Source organism: Endozoicomonas sp. G2_2 (assembly GCF_017744135.1).
Lineage (GTDB): Bacteria > Pseudomonadota > Gammaproteobacteria > Nevskiales > Salinisphaeraceae > Salinisphaera.
Window position 1 is genome coordinate 233,990 of sequence record NZ_JAGHQU010000003.1, and the last position, 14,991, is coordinate 248,980.

Annotated in this window: 16 protein-coding genes; 8 read left to right on the forward strand and 8 right to left on the reverse strand. The window is 66.0% G+C overall.

The genetic code is table 11. The features are described 5' to 3' along the window. Positions 1 to 550: 550 nt before the first annotated feature. From rpmG to radC, 4 genes are all read right to left on the reverse strand, one after another. Positions 551 to 706, reverse strand: a complete 156-nt coding sequence (gene rpmG, locus J7355_RS05210) for a 50S ribosomal protein L33 (RefSeq protein ID WP_209060564.1) — start codon at positions 704 to 706, stop codon at positions 551 to 553. Then, positions 706 to 939: a 50S ribosomal protein L28 gene (gene rpmB, locus J7355_RS05215; RefSeq protein ID WP_209060565.1), complete on the reverse strand. Its 234-nt coding sequence runs from the start codon at positions 937 to 939 to the stop codon at positions 706 to 708. The genes rpmG and rpmB overlap by 1 nt, the downstream gene beginning before the upstream one ends. A 136-nt stretch (positions 940 to 1,075) precedes the next feature. Continuing rightward, positions 1,076 to 1,735 carry a hypothetical protein gene (locus tag J7355_RS05220; protein ID WP_209060567.1) on the reverse strand — a complete coding sequence of 220 codons (660 nt, stop codon included), beginning with the start codon at positions 1,733 to 1,735 and terminating at the stop codon, positions 1,076 to 1,078. 131 nt (positions 1,736 to 1,866) lie between these two features. Beyond that, positions 1,867 to 2,541: a DNA repair protein RadC gene (gene radC / locus J7355_RS05225; protein WP_209060568.1), complete on the reverse strand. Its 675-nt coding sequence runs from the start codon at positions 2,539 to 2,541 to the stop codon at positions 1,867 to 1,869. 95 nt (positions 2,542 to 2,636) lie between these two features. Here radC and coaBC point away from each other — a divergent pair, with 95 nt between their 5' ends. The 3 genes from coaBC to argB are packed head-to-tail and all read left to right on the forward strand — an operon-like array spanning position 2,637 to position 5,277. After that, the gene (coaBC, locus tag J7355_RS05230; RefSeq protein WP_209060569.1) at positions 2,637 to 3,863 is read left to right on the forward strand and encodes a bifunctional phosphopantothenoylcysteine decarboxylase/phosphopantothenate--cysteine ligase CoaBC; all 1,227 of its coding nucleotides are present in this window, start codon (positions 2,637 to 2,639) and stop codon (positions 3,861 to 3,863) included. A 20-nt stretch (positions 3,864 to 3,883) separates the two neighbouring features. Beyond that, entirely contained in the window at positions 3,884 to 4,339 is a 456-nt protein-coding gene (gene dut, locus J7355_RS05235) for a dUTP diphosphatase (protein WP_209060570.1), read from the forward strand. Next, positions 4,339 to 5,277 (forward strand): acetylglutamate kinase, encoded by a 939-nt coding sequence (gene argB / locus J7355_RS05240; protein WP_247739780.1) that lies wholly within the window; start codon positions 4,339 to 4,341, stop codon positions 5,275 to 5,277. Before dut ends, argB begins: the two co-directional genes overlap by 1 nt. A gap of 9 nt (positions 5,278 to 5,286) precedes the next feature. Here argB and pyrE read toward each other — a convergent pair whose 3' ends face one another. Next, complete coding sequence (pyrE, locus tag J7355_RS05245) at positions 5,287 to 5,925, reverse strand: orotate phosphoribosyltransferase (protein WP_209060572.1); 639 nt, start codon at positions 5,923 to 5,925, stop codon at positions 5,287 to 5,289. Between the two features lie 91 nt (positions 5,926 to 6,016). On the opposite strand from pyrE, the gene J7355_RS05250 reads away from it, so the two are divergent. The 3 genes from J7355_RS05250 to J7355_RS05260 are packed head-to-tail and all read left to right on the forward strand — an operon-like array spanning position 6,017 to position 9,544. Continuing rightward, entirely contained in the window at positions 6,017 to 6,808 is a 792-nt protein-coding gene (locus J7355_RS05250) for an exodeoxyribonuclease III (protein WP_209060579.1), read from the forward strand. Next, positions 6,792 to 8,189: an AmpG family muropeptide MFS transporter gene (locus J7355_RS05255; protein WP_209060581.1), complete on the forward strand. Its 1,398-nt coding sequence runs from the start codon at positions 6,792 to 6,794 to the stop codon at positions 8,187 to 8,189. The genes J7355_RS05250 and J7355_RS05255 overlap by 17 nt, the downstream gene beginning before the upstream one ends. Next, on the forward strand, positions 8,186 to 9,544 hold the full coding sequence (locus tag J7355_RS05260) for a DUF4139 domain-containing protein (protein WP_209060583.1): 1,359 nt from the start codon (positions 8,186 to 8,188) through the stop codon (positions 9,542 to 9,544). Before J7355_RS05255 ends, J7355_RS05260 begins: the two co-directional genes overlap by 4 nt. On the opposite strand, the gene J7355_RS05265 is transcribed toward J7355_RS05260, so the two are convergent. Beyond that, entirely contained in the window at positions 9,541 to 10,428 is an 888-nt protein-coding gene (locus J7355_RS05265; protein ID WP_209060585.1) for a farnesyl diphosphate synthase, read from the reverse strand. The two genes, J7355_RS05260 and J7355_RS05265, sit on opposite strands and share 4 nt — an antisense overlap. Before the next feature lie 204 nt (positions 10,429 to 10,632). On the opposite strand from J7355_RS05265, the gene J7355_RS05270 reads away from it, so the two are divergent. Continuing rightward, the gene (locus J7355_RS05270) at positions 10,633 to 11,370 is read left to right on the forward strand and encodes a hypothetical protein (RefSeq protein WP_209060587.1); all 738 of its coding nucleotides are present in this window, start codon (positions 10,633 to 10,635) and stop codon (positions 11,368 to 11,370) included. Between the two features lie 100 nt (positions 11,371 to 11,470). Next, entirely contained in the window at positions 11,471 to 12,031 is a 561-nt protein-coding gene (locus tag J7355_RS05275; protein WP_209060596.1) for an ABC transporter substrate-binding protein, read from the forward strand. Between the two features lie 43 nt (positions 12,032 to 12,074). On the opposite strand, the gene idi is transcribed toward J7355_RS05275, so the two are convergent. After that, positions 12,075 to 12,656 (reverse strand): isopentenyl-diphosphate Delta-isomerase, encoded by a 582-nt coding sequence (gene idi / locus J7355_RS05280; protein ID WP_209060598.1) that lies wholly within the window; start codon positions 12,654 to 12,656, stop codon positions 12,075 to 12,077. An 11-nt stretch (positions 12,657 to 12,667) separates the two neighbouring features. Then, positions 12,668 to 14,944, reverse strand: a complete 2,277-nt coding sequence (locus J7355_RS05285) for a hydroxymethylglutaryl-CoA reductase, degradative (RefSeq protein ID WP_209060600.1) — start codon at positions 14,942 to 14,944, stop codon at positions 12,668 to 12,670. Positions 14,945 to 14,991: the final 47 nt, after the last annotated feature.

Consider the following 14,991-nt stretch of genomic DNA (forward strand, 5'->3'; position numbering starts at 1 on the left):
GCCGTAGGCGAGTCCGACCGGAACACAGCCAAACGCTTCAACGTCTACTCGATCACTATCTCAACTACAGAGATTCGGTGGTCGCGCCTGTATTCGGGTCCCGTGTGGCGCGACGAGAAGCGCAGGGCCGAAGGGTGTCCGGCGCACTGCGCCGGTGCGGACAGCTGTTCGAGGATCGCCAAAGCGATCCGAGTTCTGGCCGCATCCCTTCGGACCGAGCATCGCAGTGGACCGGCGCGCTTCGCGACGGCGCGTAACCCGGGTGTCTTTTTCCTTTGCTTACTTTCTTTTGGACAAGCAAAAGAAAGTGAGTCGCACAGCAGTGCGAAACAAAAGGTCCAAAGAACTCGTGAGTGGATTAGAGACGGGCGCCTAAAGCCCGAGTCACTCGTACTAACGAATGCGCTAAAGAATCAGCGCAGCGAGTGGCAAGCGCACGATGAACGCTAAGCGCCATCCGGCACGCCACGCACCGGGAGCAGACACAAAAAAACCGGCGCGCGGCCGGTTTTTTCGCGATCATGACCGGCCACGGCCGGTCAAGCGAAGATCACTTGATCTTGGCTTCCTTGAAGGTCACGTGCTTGCGCGCCTTGGGATCGTACTTCTTCATCTCGAGCTTGTCGGGCGTGTTCCGCTTGTTCTTGTACGTGGTGTAGAAGAACCCGGTATCCGCGGTCGAGACCATGCGTACTTTTTCGCGCATTATGCTTTCTCCTGCTTGCGGATCTTCGCAAGTACGGTATCGATGCCTTGGCGATCGATGATGCGCATGCCCTTGGCAGACACCCGAAGACGCACATAGCGCTTTTCGGATTCGACCCAGAAACGATGCCAGTGCAGGTTGGGCACAAAGCGACGACGGGTCTTGTTGTGGGCGTGCGAGACGTTGTTACCGGTGACCGGCTTCTTGCCGGTGACCTGACAGATCTGGGACATGGCTAACTCCTGGGTCGCGCGCTCATGCGTCAGCGAGCCGCGCATTTAACCATCAAAAGCCGCGCGGTACAACCGTTTCGGGGCAAAAGAACGGCAAGGTCCGGTCTGGTGCCGGACCTTGCCCATCCCGGCTGCGCTAGAAATTCATGCGCGCGCCGACGCGGAACTCGTTGTCGAAGCCGATATCGCGACGCGCGGTCTCGATTTCACTGGCGCTGTAGGCTGCGGTGAGTGCGAGATCGTCGGCGACATAGCCGAGCGCTCGCACGCCGTAGCGCACACCATCCGCGTCGCCGAGATTCACGTCGTCGTCGACATCGCCATAGTCGACCCAGCCGACGTGCGGGTTGATTTCGACCCGCGGGTGCGCCATCCAGCGCAGGCCGACGTCGGCCCCGTAACCGTTGGCGTCGGCTTCTTCGCTGCCGGCCACGCCGTCCAGCGCCAGCCGCTCGTAGGACACCTGGCCGTAGTAGCCGATGCCGGTGCCTTCGGCGCCGCCGTAATCGAGGAAATCATTCAGACCGACGCCGACGCTCGCGCGGTTCGCATCCAGTGTGCTGCCGTCCACGTCGAGCCAGTCGTACTTGCCGTTGACGAAGACGTGGCGGGTGATCGTCACCGAGCCTTCGACGCCGTAGCCGTCATAGTCGTTGCCGATGCCGTTGGCATCGCCATCCGGAATATAGTCGCCCTGGAGGTAGGTGTAGCCGGGCGCGCCAGGCTGGTCGTTGGGTGCTGCCGTCGCAGCAAAGGGTATGAGCGTGACGCTCATCGCAATGGCCACCTTCTTCATGCGTACATCTCCTGTGCTCGGCCGGAACCGATTGAGGGGAAAGGGAAAGTTCCGGCGATGCGCAAGCTAGTGGTCGCCGTCTACGCTGTCAAAGCGTGTTTCTACCCACCGACGAAGCGCCAGGCGACGTGCTAGAGCAGCCCGCGCTCGGCGAGTGACGTGCTCTGTCGATGGCCGAGGATGAAGTGATCCAGCACGCGGATGTCGACCAGCGCGAGCGCGTCCACGAGCCGGCGCGTGATGTCACGGTCGGCCGCGCTGGGTTCGGCCACGCCGGACGGGTGGTTGTGGGCGAGAATCACCGCTGCGGCGTTGTGGCGCAGCGCGGCCTTGACCACTTCGCGGGGGTAGACGGCCGCGCCGTCGATGGTGCCGCGGAACAGCTCCTCGAACGCGATCACGTGGTTGCGCGTATTCAGGAACACGCAGGCGAACACTTCGTGCGGCACGTGCGCGAGCTTGAGGCTGAGATAGCGGCGCGTGGCTTCGGGGGCGCTGAGCACATCGACATCCGCCAGGGTTTCGGTGGCATGGCGGCTCGCCATTTCCATGACGGCCTGCAGCTGCGCGAACTTGGCCACGCCCAGTCCGCGGGTCGCGCAGAACGTCTTCTCGTCGGCTGCGAGCAGGGCGCCCAGGCCGCCGTATTCGGCCAGCAGATGCCGGGCGAGATCCACCGCGCTCATACCGGCCACGCCCACGCGCAGAAAGATCGCCAGCAGTTCGGCGTCGGACAGCGCGCCGGCGCCGCGTTCGAGCAGTTTTTCCCGCGGCCGCTCGGCGGCCGGCCAGTCGGCGATTCCCATACCGCGCTCCGTTTCGTTCTTGTTCGTGACGGCGGTGGATTCATCCTGTGGCCGGCGGGCAGGCGCCGTCCAGTGGTACAGGTACAATGCGAACCATGCGACCGCTGGCCAATCGAAAAATCCTGCTCGGCATCACCGGCAGCATCGCCGCGTACAAGGCGGCCGTGCTCACACGGCGCCTGGTGGAGGCCGGCGCCGAGGTCCAGGTCGTGATGACCGATTCGGCGCAGCGCTTCATCACGCCGATGACGCTGGCGGCCCTGTCCGGGCATGCGGTACGCGACAGCCTCTGGGACGAGGCCGCCGAGCTGTCCATGGGGCATATCGAACTCGCCCGCTGGGCGGATCTGATCGTGATTGCGCCGGCTTCTGCCGACACGCTCGCGCGCCTGGCCCATGGGCGCGCCAACGACCTGCTGTCGACGTTGTGTCTGGCCAGCGAAGCGGAGGTGCTGGTGGCGCCGGCCATGAACCACGTCATGTGGGCGCATCCGGCGACGAGGCACAACGTGGAAACACTGGGTGCGCGCGGCGTGCAGTTCGTGGGCCCGGCCGAAGGCGAGCTTGCCGAGCGTGAGTCCGGCGCCGGGCGGATGGTCGAGCCGGAGGCGATCCGCGATGCGGTCGTCGCGTATTTCGCGGATGCGCCCGTCAGTGGAGCGCTCGCCGGCCGGCATGTGGTAATCACCGCAGGGCCGACCCGCGAGGCGCTCGACCCCGTGCGCTTCATCACCAATCATTCGTCCGGGCGCATGGGCTATGCGCTGGCGAGCGCCTGTGCCGCCGCCGGTGCGAGCGTGACGCTGGTATCCGGGCCCACCGCACTGGCCGTGCCGGCGGGCGTGGAACGCGTGGACGTGCAGTCGGCGGCGGACATGCACGCCGCGGTGTTCGACGTGATCGAGACCGCGGATATCTTCATCGGCGCGGCCGCGGTCGCCGACTACCGCCCGGCCACGACGGCCGCCGACAAGATCAAGAAAGCCGAAGGCGATACCAGCCTCGCGCTCACGCGCACGCGCGATATCATCGCCGATGTCGCCCGCGACTATCCCCAGCTGTTCACGCTCGGCTTTGCGGCCGAAACCACCGATATGGAAAACAGCGCGCGCTCCAAACGCGAGCGCAAGCATCTGTCGATGGTGGCCGGCAATGTCGTCGGGCCCGAACACGCCTTCGGCCGCGACGACAATGCGCTGTTCGTGGTCTGGGAGGGCGGCGAGCAGGAACTCGCCCAGGCGAGCAAGGCGGCGCTGGCCGAGCAGCTCGTCGCGCTCGTGGCCGAGCGTCTGCCGGTAGCCGAGTCGAACATCGAAAGTTGAAACGAATCAAGGACATCACGATGCCCAAACTTCAGGTCAAGGTGCTCGATTCGCGCCTCGGCAGCCAGTTCGACATGCCGCAGCGCGCGACCGCCGGTTCTGCCGGCATCGATCTGCGCGCGATGGTCGAGCAGCCGCTCACGCTCGCACCCGGTGACTGCGAATTGCTGCCCACCGGCCTGTCGATTCATATCGCCGACCCGAATCTCGCCGGCATGATCCTGCCGCGTTCCGGGCTCGGTCATAAGCACGGCATCGTGCTCGGCAACCTGGTCGGGTTGATCGATTCCGACTATCAGGGCCCGTTGATGGTGTCGTGCTGGAATCGCGGCAGCCAGGATTTCGTCATCGAGCCCGGCGAGCGTATCGCCCAGTTTGTACTGGTGCCGGTGGTGGCCGCCCAGCTGGAAGTGGTCGACGCGTTCGATGCCAGCGAACGCGGTGTCGGTGGTTTCGGTTCGACCGGGACCGCCTGATGACCCCCCTGGAGGAACAGAAACGTATGTCGCTGGATCCGGAACAGGCCGCGCGCGTCGCTCGCGTGCTTGGCGAAGCACTGCCCTATATCCGCCGCTTTGCCGGCAAGACGGTGGTGATCAAGTACGGCGGCAACGCCATGACCGATCCGGAGCTCAAGTCCGGCTTCGCCCGCGATATCGCGCTCATGAAGCTGGTCGGCTTCAATCCGGTGGTGGTGCACGGCGGCGGCCCGCAGATCGGCAAGCTGCTCGAGCGGGTCGGCAAGCAGACCGAGTTCATCAAGGGCATGCGCGTGACCGATGAAGAGACCATGGACGTGGTCGAAATGGTCCTCGGCGGTCTGGTGAACAAGGAGATCGTCAATCTCATCAACCAGCACGGCGGCCGCGCGGTTGGCCTGACCGGCAAGGATGGCGGGCTGATTCATGCGCGCAAGCTCGCGCTGGTGGACGACGAGACCGATCTCGGCTTCGTCGGCGAGGTTTCGCATATCGACCCGCATATCGTGCGCCGGCTCGAGGCCGACGACTTCATTCCGGTGATCGCGCCGATCGGCGTCGGCGCGGACGGGCGCAGCTACAACATCAATGCGGATCTGGTTGCCGGCAAGATCGCGGCGGTGCTGGAAGCCGAAAAGCTCATGCTGCTGACCAACACGCCCGGTGTGCTCGATGCCGACGGCCACCTGCTGACCGGGCTCACGCCCGATCAGGTGCGCGAACTCATCGACACCGAGGTCATCCACGGCGGCATGCTGCCCAAGATTGAATGCGCGCTGGATGCGGTCGCCTCCGGTGTACGCGCGGCCCATATCGTCGACGGCCGGGTCGAAAACGCCGTGTTGCTGGAACTGTTCACCGATGCCGGCGTGGGCACGCTGATCGGCAGTGCCGGCAAGACGCCGCCGGCCTCGAACGATCCGCAGCCCGCATAACGCGACGCGCTAGACGCCGTAGGTGTCGCGATAGCCGCGGATGGCGGTGAGCGTCGCCGCATCGAGCCTGGCGCGTTCGGCATAGCCGATCACGTCGTCGAGATTGGCGACCGCCACGGTGGGGATGCCCTCGTCCTCGGCCAGGGCTTGGATTGGCGAGCGGTCGTCTGCGCCGCGTTCCTGGCGATCGAGGGCGACCAGCAGGCCGGCGACTTCGCTGCCGTGGGCGCGAATCATGTCTATGGCTTCGCGTACCGCGGTGCCCGCGGTGATCACGTCGTCGACGATCACCACCCGCTTGCCCAGCGGCGCGCCGACCAGCGTGCCGCCTTCGCCGTGGTCCTTGGCTTCCTTGCGGTTGTAGGTGAACGGCACGTTGTAGCCCCGCGGCACGAGCGCGCAGGCAAGCGTTGCGACCAGCGGAATGCCCTTGTAGGCGGGGCCGAACAGGCTGTCGTATTCGATACCCGCATGTTCGAGCGCGGCCGCATAGCCGTCGGCCAGTCGTGCCATGCCCGCGCCCGAGGCGATCTGGCCCATATTGAAGAAATAGGGGCTGACCCGGCCCGACTTGAGGGTGAACTCGCCAAAGCGCAGCGCATCGTATTCCATGGCGAGATCGAGGAAATCCAGGCTGTGGGCGTGCATGCGGTAAGTATCCTGCGGGTAGGAGCGCGAAACGGTAACCCCGTATGATAAGCGCCTTGATTTGTACCGACCAAGACACGCGGGTTATTCCATGCGGGTAATGTCCTTCAACGCCAATGGCATACGTGCCGCCCAGCGCAAGGGGTTCTTCGAGTGGATGCTCGCGCAGGACCCGGACGTGGTCTGTATCCAGGAACTCAAGGCGCAGCAGCACCAGCTTGAAGGCGTCGAGGCGTTCTGGCCCGAGGGCTATCACTGCTTCTATGAAGAGGCGACGAACCGCAAGGGCTATTCCGGCGTCGCGATCTATTCCAAGCGCGAGCCAGACGAGATCATCCGCGGCATGGGTCACGAAGAGTTCGATGGCGAAGGGCGTTATATCGAAGCCCGTTTTGCCATGCCCGAGGGCGACCTGAACATCGCCAGCCTGTATGCGCCTTCGGGCTCCTCCGGTGACCACCGCCAGGATTCCAAGGAACGCTATCTCGAGTTTTTCCCGGAACTGCTCGCCGCGCGTGCCGCCGCACCCGGCAATTATCTGGTCTGTGGCGATCTGAACATCGCGCACAAGGAAATCGATCTCAAGAACTGGAAGAACAACAAGAAGAACTCGGGCTTTCTTCCCCACGAGCGCGAATGGATGGACCGGCTGTTCGGCGAGATGGGCCTGGTCGACGTGTTTCGCGAGATCAATCCCAACGAGGACCAGTTCACCTGGTGGTCGCAGCGCGGGCGTGCCTGGGACAACAACGTGGGGTGGCGTATTGACTATCACGTAGCCACGCCGAATCTCGCCTCGAAAGCGACGACCGAATCGGTCTATCGCGAAGAACGCCTGTCGGATCATGCGCCGCTGACGATCGATTATGACCTCGAATTCTGACGTGGCCGAGGCAACCGGCAAGCGCGACTGGCGCGCCGCGCTCGAGGTCTATGGCCAGCCGCGCGTCATCGGCATGGCGTTTCTGGGGTTCTCTTCCGGCCTGCCGTTTCTGCTGGTGTTCTCTACGCTGTCCGCATGGCTGGCTCAGGAAGGCGTGTCCAAGACCACGGTCGGGTTCTTCTCCTGGATCGGGGTGATGTACTCGATCAAGTTCTTCTGGGCGCCGGTGGTGGATCGCTTCCCGCTGCCGGTTCTTGGTCGCCTGCTCGGCCGACGACGCGCCTGGATGCTGCTCGCCCAATGCGGCCTGATGGGCGGGTTGATCGCCATGGCTTTGACTGATCCCACCGCGGATCTGGCGACGCTTGCCTGGTTCGGCCTGCTGGTGGCGTTCTCTTCGGCAACGCAGGACGTGGCTATCGACGCCTGGCGGATCGAGGCCGTGGTTGAAAGCGTGCAGGGCGCGATGGCGGCGAGCTATCAGGCCGGTTATCGCATCGCGCTGCTCACCGCCGGCGCCGGCGCGTTCTATATCGCCTCCGGCACCTCCTGGCCGTTCACCTATTTCGTGATGGCCGGGTTGGTCGGCGTGGGCATGGTCACCGTGCTGCTCGTCGCCGAGCCGGATGCCTCGAAGACGGCCAGCAGCCAGCCCCAGGAAGACTGGGTGGTCGAACATCTGCGCCGGCATGATTTCTCGCCGGCCTGGCTGCACGCAGCCTATGGCTGGGTGCTGGGCGCGGTGGTCTGCCCGCTGGTGGATTTCTTCGCCCGCTACGGCAAGCAGGCATTGATCATTCTGCTGTTCGTGAGCGTGTTCCGCATCACGGACATCACGCTTGGGGTGATGGCCAACCCCTTCTATCTGGACATGGAATACACGCTGGCCGAGATCGCCAGCGTGACCAAAGTCTTCGGCATTCTCATGACGCTCGGCGGGGCGGCCCTCGGTGGGGTGCTCGTAGTGCGCTACGGCATCCTACGGCCGCTGCTGGCGAGTGCGATCCTGGCGGCGCTCACGAACCTGGTGTTCGCCTGGCTGGCGACCCAGGATGATCCGGGCACGCTGTCGTTGGCGCTGACCGTGTCCGCCGACAATCTCTCCGGCGGTATGGCCGGCTCGGCGTTCATCGCCTATTTATCCAGCCTGACCAATACTGCCTACACGGCGACCCAGTACGCGCTGTTTTCATCGCTGATGACGCTGCCCGGCAAGTTCATCGGCGGCTTCTCGGGCTGGGTGGTCGACAATTTCGGCTATGTCTGGTTTTTCAGCTATACCGCGATGGCCGGAATACCCGCGGTGCTGCTGATCGTCTGGCTGCTCTACCACGACCGCCGCCAGCGCAAGGCCTCAGAACAGGAAGAACACGCCTCATGATGTCCAAGCTGTCCACGCCCGCGATCTTCACGGCCGCACTGCTCGGCGCGCCCGCCTTCGCCCAGAACGCTACCGACGACAGGGCCGTCGATGCCATGGCGATCTACAACCGCGGCGCGGCGGTCATCCAGACCACGCGCGAAGTCGATCTCGATGCCGGCGCCCAGCGCGTCGGCTGGCCCATCAACGGCCGTCTGCGCGCCGATACGCTCTGGCTGGAAGGCGACGGCATACGGCTGACCGGCCTGAGCGCGCGCTCGAACGACGACAGCGGCGCCGGCCTGCTGGCCGCGCGTATCGGCCAGCCGGTCACGCTGCTGCGCGACGACGATGCCGGTCAGGTGCAGACCCGCGAGGCCACGCTCGTCGGCCTGAGCGGCGACACCGCGCTCGTGCGGGTCGACGATCGCATCGAACGGCTCACGCCGAACTCACCCTGGCGGCTGGCGTGGCCGGCCGGTAGCAACGCGCCGGGCGGCCTGCAGCTGGATATCGACGCCGATAGCGCCGGGCGCCAGCCGTTGACGGCCACCTACCAGATCGACGGACCGAGCTGGCAGGCCAGCTATACCGGTCGATTCGACGCCGACGCGGGCGAGCTGTCGCTACAAAGTCTGGCGGTGATAGACAACAGTGGCGGTAGCGATCTGAATGCCAAACAGGCCTGGCTGGTCGCCGGCGACGTCGCGCGCGCCAACGGTCGTGGCCCGCAGCCGATGATGATGGCGCGCAGCGAGGCCAAGATGAGCGACAGCGCGCCCGAGGCCGCGGGCGATACCTATCGATACGCGCTCGACGGCGCGCTCGAGGTGCCCGCCGGCGCCACCCATGCGGTTGCCATGATGACGCCGGTCACGCTCGATGCCGAGCGCCGCTATCGCTTCGAGAACAGTTTTCATGCGCTCGGGCGCGACGGCGCACGCGATCACGCCGCGGTGCAGCTGCAGTTCGACAACACCGCCGACCGGCCGCTGCCGGCCGGCGTGATACGGATCTACGACGGCAACCGCAGCGCCACGCTGATGGGCGAGGATGCGATCGGCGATACGCCCGCAAATGCGCCGGTCACGCTGTCGCTGGGCACCGCGTTCGACATCACCGGCGAGCGCCGGATGATCGAGGACACACGCACCGAGGGCGATCAGCGCCAGCGCAGCGTGGAGATCACCCTCTACAACGCCAGCGAGCGCGACGTGACCGTGGACGTTGCTGAACATCTGCCCCAGGAAGCCGAGATCGTGTCGAGCTCGACCGAACCGCGCGACGACAGCGCCGCCAATATGGCGACCTGGCATGTCGATGTGCCGGCCGGCGGTGAAACGACGCTGCGCTACAGCGCGCGCTGGCCGAGCTAGTGATCGCGTTGCACGATTTCGGCAGCGATCGCGCGTAGCGCGTCGGCAGACCCGCCGAATACCGCGAGCGCTTCCACAGCCTCGGCGTAGAGGCGATCGGCGTAGGCGCGGGCCGCTTCCAGACCCAGTAGGGCCGGGTAGGTCGCCTTGTCGTGGGCGATGTCGGCGCCCTGGGTCTTGCCGAGGGTGGCGGTGTCCGAATCGATATCGAGGACATCGTCGCGCACCTGAAAGGCCAGCCCGATCCGGGTGGCGAAACGATCCAGCGCATCGCGCTCGTGTGCCCTGAGGTCCGGCCGGCCGTCGGCGGCGAGACGCACGCAGGCGTGCAATAGCGCGCCGGTCTTCAGGCTGTGCAACCGTTCGAGGGTTTCGACATCGATCGCGCGGCCTTCGCTGGCCATGTCCAGCGCCTGGCCGCCCACCATGCCGCGCGAACCGCAGGCCCGGGCCAGCGTGGCCAGCCGCGCGGCACGGATCGTGTCAGTGACGCGCGGGTGGCGGTCGGTCGCGATCGTTTCGAACGCCAGGCTCTGAAGCGCGTCGCCGGCCAGTATCGCGGTCGCCTCGTCGAAGGCGATATGGGTGGTTGCGCGACCGCGGCGCAGCGCATCGTCGTCCATGGCGGGCAGATCGTCGTGGATCAGCGAATAGGCATGGATGTACTCGACCGCGCAGGCCGATGCGTCCAGCGCGTCCGGCTCGAGGCCGATCGCGGTGCCGGCGGCATAGACGAGCCGTGGCCGAATACGCTTGCCGCCGCCCAGCACGGCATAACGCATGGCTGCGTGCAGGCGCTCGGGCGATGCGTCGGCCGCGGGCAGCAGGTGTTCGAGTCGTGCCTGAATGCGTTGACTATAATCGGGGTTCTGACGGTCGGACATGGCGGCGTGCTCGACGCTGACGGCAAGGTTCGAAACGAAGGCGCGCTAGCTAGCCACTAAAGCCGAAAGCCGTCAAATATGGCGACAGCAAACGACGAGCCGAAGCAAACGCATGCGAGATCCGAGACTGCCGGCCACCGACACCCGGCCATCGCCATCGGTCGATGCCACGCCAAAGCGGGCGGGGCGATGACGGTCGGGGCGTTGTCGCGACCGACCGGCGCACAGGCGACACGGCCCGGCATCGTCGCAACCCTGCCGGCGGAAGCCCGCGCGTTGGCGCGTCTGCGCCTGCGCGGACGCGCGCTGCTGAGCAGCGGCGGCCAAGTGGCGTTGTCCGGTCTTGGCGCGGCGCGGGCCGAGGCAACCGCGCGCATGCTCGTGGCGGAAGGCGCGAACGGGTTGATCAGCTGGGGCAGTGCGGCCGGGCTGATGCCGGTGCTCGCGCCCGGCGATCTGTTGCTGCCGCACCAGGTACGGGCCGCCGCCGGCGATTATTACGCCTGCGATCGTGACTGGCTCACGACGATTGCCCATGCAGGCGACGGTCTGCGTATCCGTCACGGTCTGCTCGCGGAAGCCCCCGGCGCGCTCACCGATACGGCCGCGAAGCAGCGCCTGCAACAGACGAGCGGCGCGCTCGCCGCCGATACGGAGAGTGCCGCGGTCGCGCGGGTCGCGGCCGATTTCGACCTGCCGTTCATCGCGATTCGTGCGGTGGCCGACGACGCGACCCTGATCCTGCCGCCGGTCATTCACGCAGCGCTCGATGTCGATGGTCGTCTGCGGCCGGTGCCCATGTTGCGCGCCCTCGCCGGGCGGCCGCGTTCGGTGCATGCCCAGCTGCGCGCGCTCAAGCAGCTCGCGGTGGCGTTTCGCGCCGCGCAGGACACGCTTGCGCAGGTCGCGCCCGTACTGCGCGGCGACACCGCGGCGAATTAAGTTTCGATGAACACGGCCGACGCGCCGAACTGTCGCGAACACGATGTGGTCTCAAGGCAGACGCGGTATGGCGCCGCGACTCGTTTGAGGGCCTGTGCGCATGAGCAGTCATCGTCAGAAGTTGCAGCAAACCATCGTCTGCATTGTCGCCACGCTGGTTGTATGTGCCTGTATCGGCATCTGGAGCGCCGCGGCGGCCGAGCCGGCGCGTGCCGTGGTCGACCGCCTCGACAGCGCCTTGCTCATCACGATGAAGCAGGGCGAAGCGCTGGGTTTCGAGGGGCGCTACGCACGGCTTGCCCCCGAGGTCGATGACGTATTCGACCTGCGCGCCATGACACGGCGCGCGCAGGGGCGGCGATGGCAATCGCTCGACGCGCATGAACGCCGTGATCGGCTGGCACGCTATCGCCATGGCGTGATTGCCGCCTATGCGCAAGGGTTCGACGATCACCACGGGCAGCGCTTCGACGTCACCCGGGTGAAGAATCTCGACGGCGCGCGCCGGGAAGTGTCGACCGCGATCGTGGCCAGCAACGGCGAGCGACGGCCGATTCGCTACATCCTGGCGAATCGCGGCGGCGACTGGCGCATCGTGGATATGCACAGTCCCGAAGGGCGCGGCCCGGCGGCCCTGCGGGGCGTGGCGCGAAAAGCCTGACGCGGCGCGACAGCGATCGCGAGCGCCGGATCGCGCCGGCGGGTCAGTCGGCGCGCAGACGTTGCACGGTCGCCCAGTGCTCGCTGCGGATGCGCGGCCATTCGAGCTGCAGCCACGGCGTGTAGCGCTGCGGGTTGGCGACCAGTTCGGCGTCCAGTGTTTCGGGCGCCACGGCTTCGCTGGCCACGATCTCGTGTGGGTTGGTGGCGATCGGCGTGGCTGAACGTGCCACATAAACCGAGCAGAGTTCGTGCTCGGCGCCGACGTCGCCGAAATGCGCGTGATACTCGAAGCGATAGAGAAACGTCATTTGCGCTTCCACGCCCAGTTCTTCGCGCAGGCGTCGCGCGGCGGCGTCATCCACGGTCTCGCCGCGGCGCGGATGGCTGCAGCAGCTGTTCGCCCAGTAGCCGCCCCAGAGCTGTTTGCCCGGTGCGCGCTGTTGGAGCCAGATGTTGCCGGCCTCGTCGAACAGGAAGATCGAAAAGGCGCGATGCAGCACGCCGTCGCCCTCGTGGGCCTCGGCCTTGGGCTTGTAGCCCAGCACGTTGTCTTCGCTGTCGACGAGGATGAGCGGCTCGTCGTCGAAGGAGACAACCGGAGCGTCGTCTGCGGACTCGGCCATGAAATTCCTGTTCAACGTATTTCCGTGATGAAGGTGTTGTAGCCCGCGCTGCGCATGGCGGAGGCGATGGTCTGGGTGCGCTCGGGCTCGGCGACAGCGATCATCGCGCCGCCGCCGCCACCGCCGGTCAGCTTGGCGCCGAGCGCGCCGTTGCGGCGCGCGATTTCCACCAGTTCCTCGATCTCGCGCGACGAGACCTGCAGCGCGTTGAGCAGGCCGTGGTCGATATTCATGAGTTCGCCGAGCTCGGCGATATCGCCTTGCTTGAGGGCCTGCGCGCCAGCCAGCGCGAGCGCGTCGATCTGCGAGAAGATGCTTTCATAACGCGCCGGGTTCTTTTCCCAGGCCGCCCGCACGCTGCCGACTGTCTGCATGGTCAGTGTCGCCACGCCGGACAGGCCGATGACCACGGGAATCGGCGCCGGGGTGTTCAGATGCCGAATTTCGGCGCGTGCGAGCGCGTTTTCCTTGCGGAACAGGATCGGCCGGCCGAAGGTCGCCAGCGTGTTGTCGATGCCCGATGGCGTGCCGTGGGCGATCTTTTCGCAGTCGAAGGCGAGGTTGGAGATCTCGCGCTCGCTGATCTCGACCTCGAAACAGCGCGCCATGGCACGGATCACAGCCACCGCGAGTGCGGCCGACGCACCAAGCCCGTTGGCGCGCGGGATATGCGGAAACACATCGATACGCATGCCCCGGTCGGCCAGGCCCAGGCGCTCGGCGATAAGCGTGATCGAGGCATGCAGCGAGCTGACCGACCGCTCCGGCTCGGACAGGCGCATCTCCACGCCCCAGCGGGGGATCATCAGGTCGGTGTGTTCACGCTGCGCCTTGACCTCGGCACGGATATGCAAGGGTATGGGCGCGGCGATCGCGTGCCGGCCGTAGACCACCGAATGCTCGCCGAGCAGAATGATTTTGCCGTAGCCGATATCGCCCGCGGCGTCGGCGTGTTCGACGACCTCCTGCCGGTCGTTGCGCCCAGGCGCGCGCGTACGCTGGCTGTCTTCGAGGTCGGCGATGATCTCGCGCGCTTTCCATACCTTGATATCGCCAGCCGCGATCAGCCGGTCGACCACGTCGTCGAACACCGACTCGCTCGCCCCGGCGGCCATGGCCACGCTGCGTGCGTGCAGGGTCATGTGGCCGCGCTGGATACCGTGCGTGGACAGCGCGCGGATGGCGGCAAAGTTCTGCGCCAGGCCGACCGCGCCCATCACCTCGGCGAGCTCCGGCGCAGACTCGACCCCGAGCACGCGATGCGCGATGCGCACCGCCTGGTTGGATTCGACCTGCCCGCCGACCGTGCCGACCTTGAGCGGAATCTCGAGTTCGCCGACCAGATCGCCGGCCTCGTTGGCATACCACCGGGTCAGCGAACTGTAGCGCCCGGTTCGCGCGGCATAGGCATGGGCGGCGGCTTCGATCGCGCGCCAGTCGTTGCCGGTGGCGATCGCCACGGCGTCGATGCCGTTCATGATGCCCTTGTTGTGCGTGGTCGCGCGGTACGGATCGCGCTCGGCGAACTCGTTGGCGAGGATGATGCCGTCGCGCACTTCGGCGCCGGAATAATCGCCGGCCGCCAGTTCCGCGACGGGGATCACCGCCTTCGAGCGCACCAGTGCGCGATCGGCCAAGTTCGACAGAATGCGCAGGAATACCCGCCCGCCGCTGATCTTTTCCACCAGCGGGGCCGCGCCCTCACACATGGTGTTGACCAGATTTGCGCCCATGGCATCGCGCGTGTCGACCAGCAGATGCACGACCAGCATGTCGCCATGGCCGGCCGTGGCGCCGTGGGTGTGGACCTCGATTTCGCGTGCACCGCCGCCGCGCGCGACCATGTTCGGGTGCAGGCTGTTGGCGAGGTTGAGGATCTCTTCGCTGTGCTGCAGCAGCGCCTGGCGCGCATGGGCCGGATGCGGCACGTTCACCACCTGGATCTGGCCGATAAGCAGCGGCCGCTCCGCGGTACTGGTGAACCCGCCCGTGCTGCGCACCAGCTTCGCCGCCGAACTGACCGCGGCAATGATCGACGGCTCCTCGACCACCATCGGCACGAGATAGTCGCGATCGTTGACCTGAAAATTGAGGCCCAGTCCCATCGGCAGGCCGAATACGCTGATCACGTTCTCGATCAGCCGGTCGGCCTGGTCGGCATCCAGCATGTGGGTGCCATCGATGAGCATGTCGTACTCGGCCTGGTCGATGACGTTGCGCTCGAGCAGCACACGCAGCCGGTTGGCCACGGAGAACTTGTAGAACGATGGAATCCGGGACTGGCTCATGGCGTGCTTTGGCGTGTCCTGCCCGTCGCCGGGCCGATTGCGGTCAA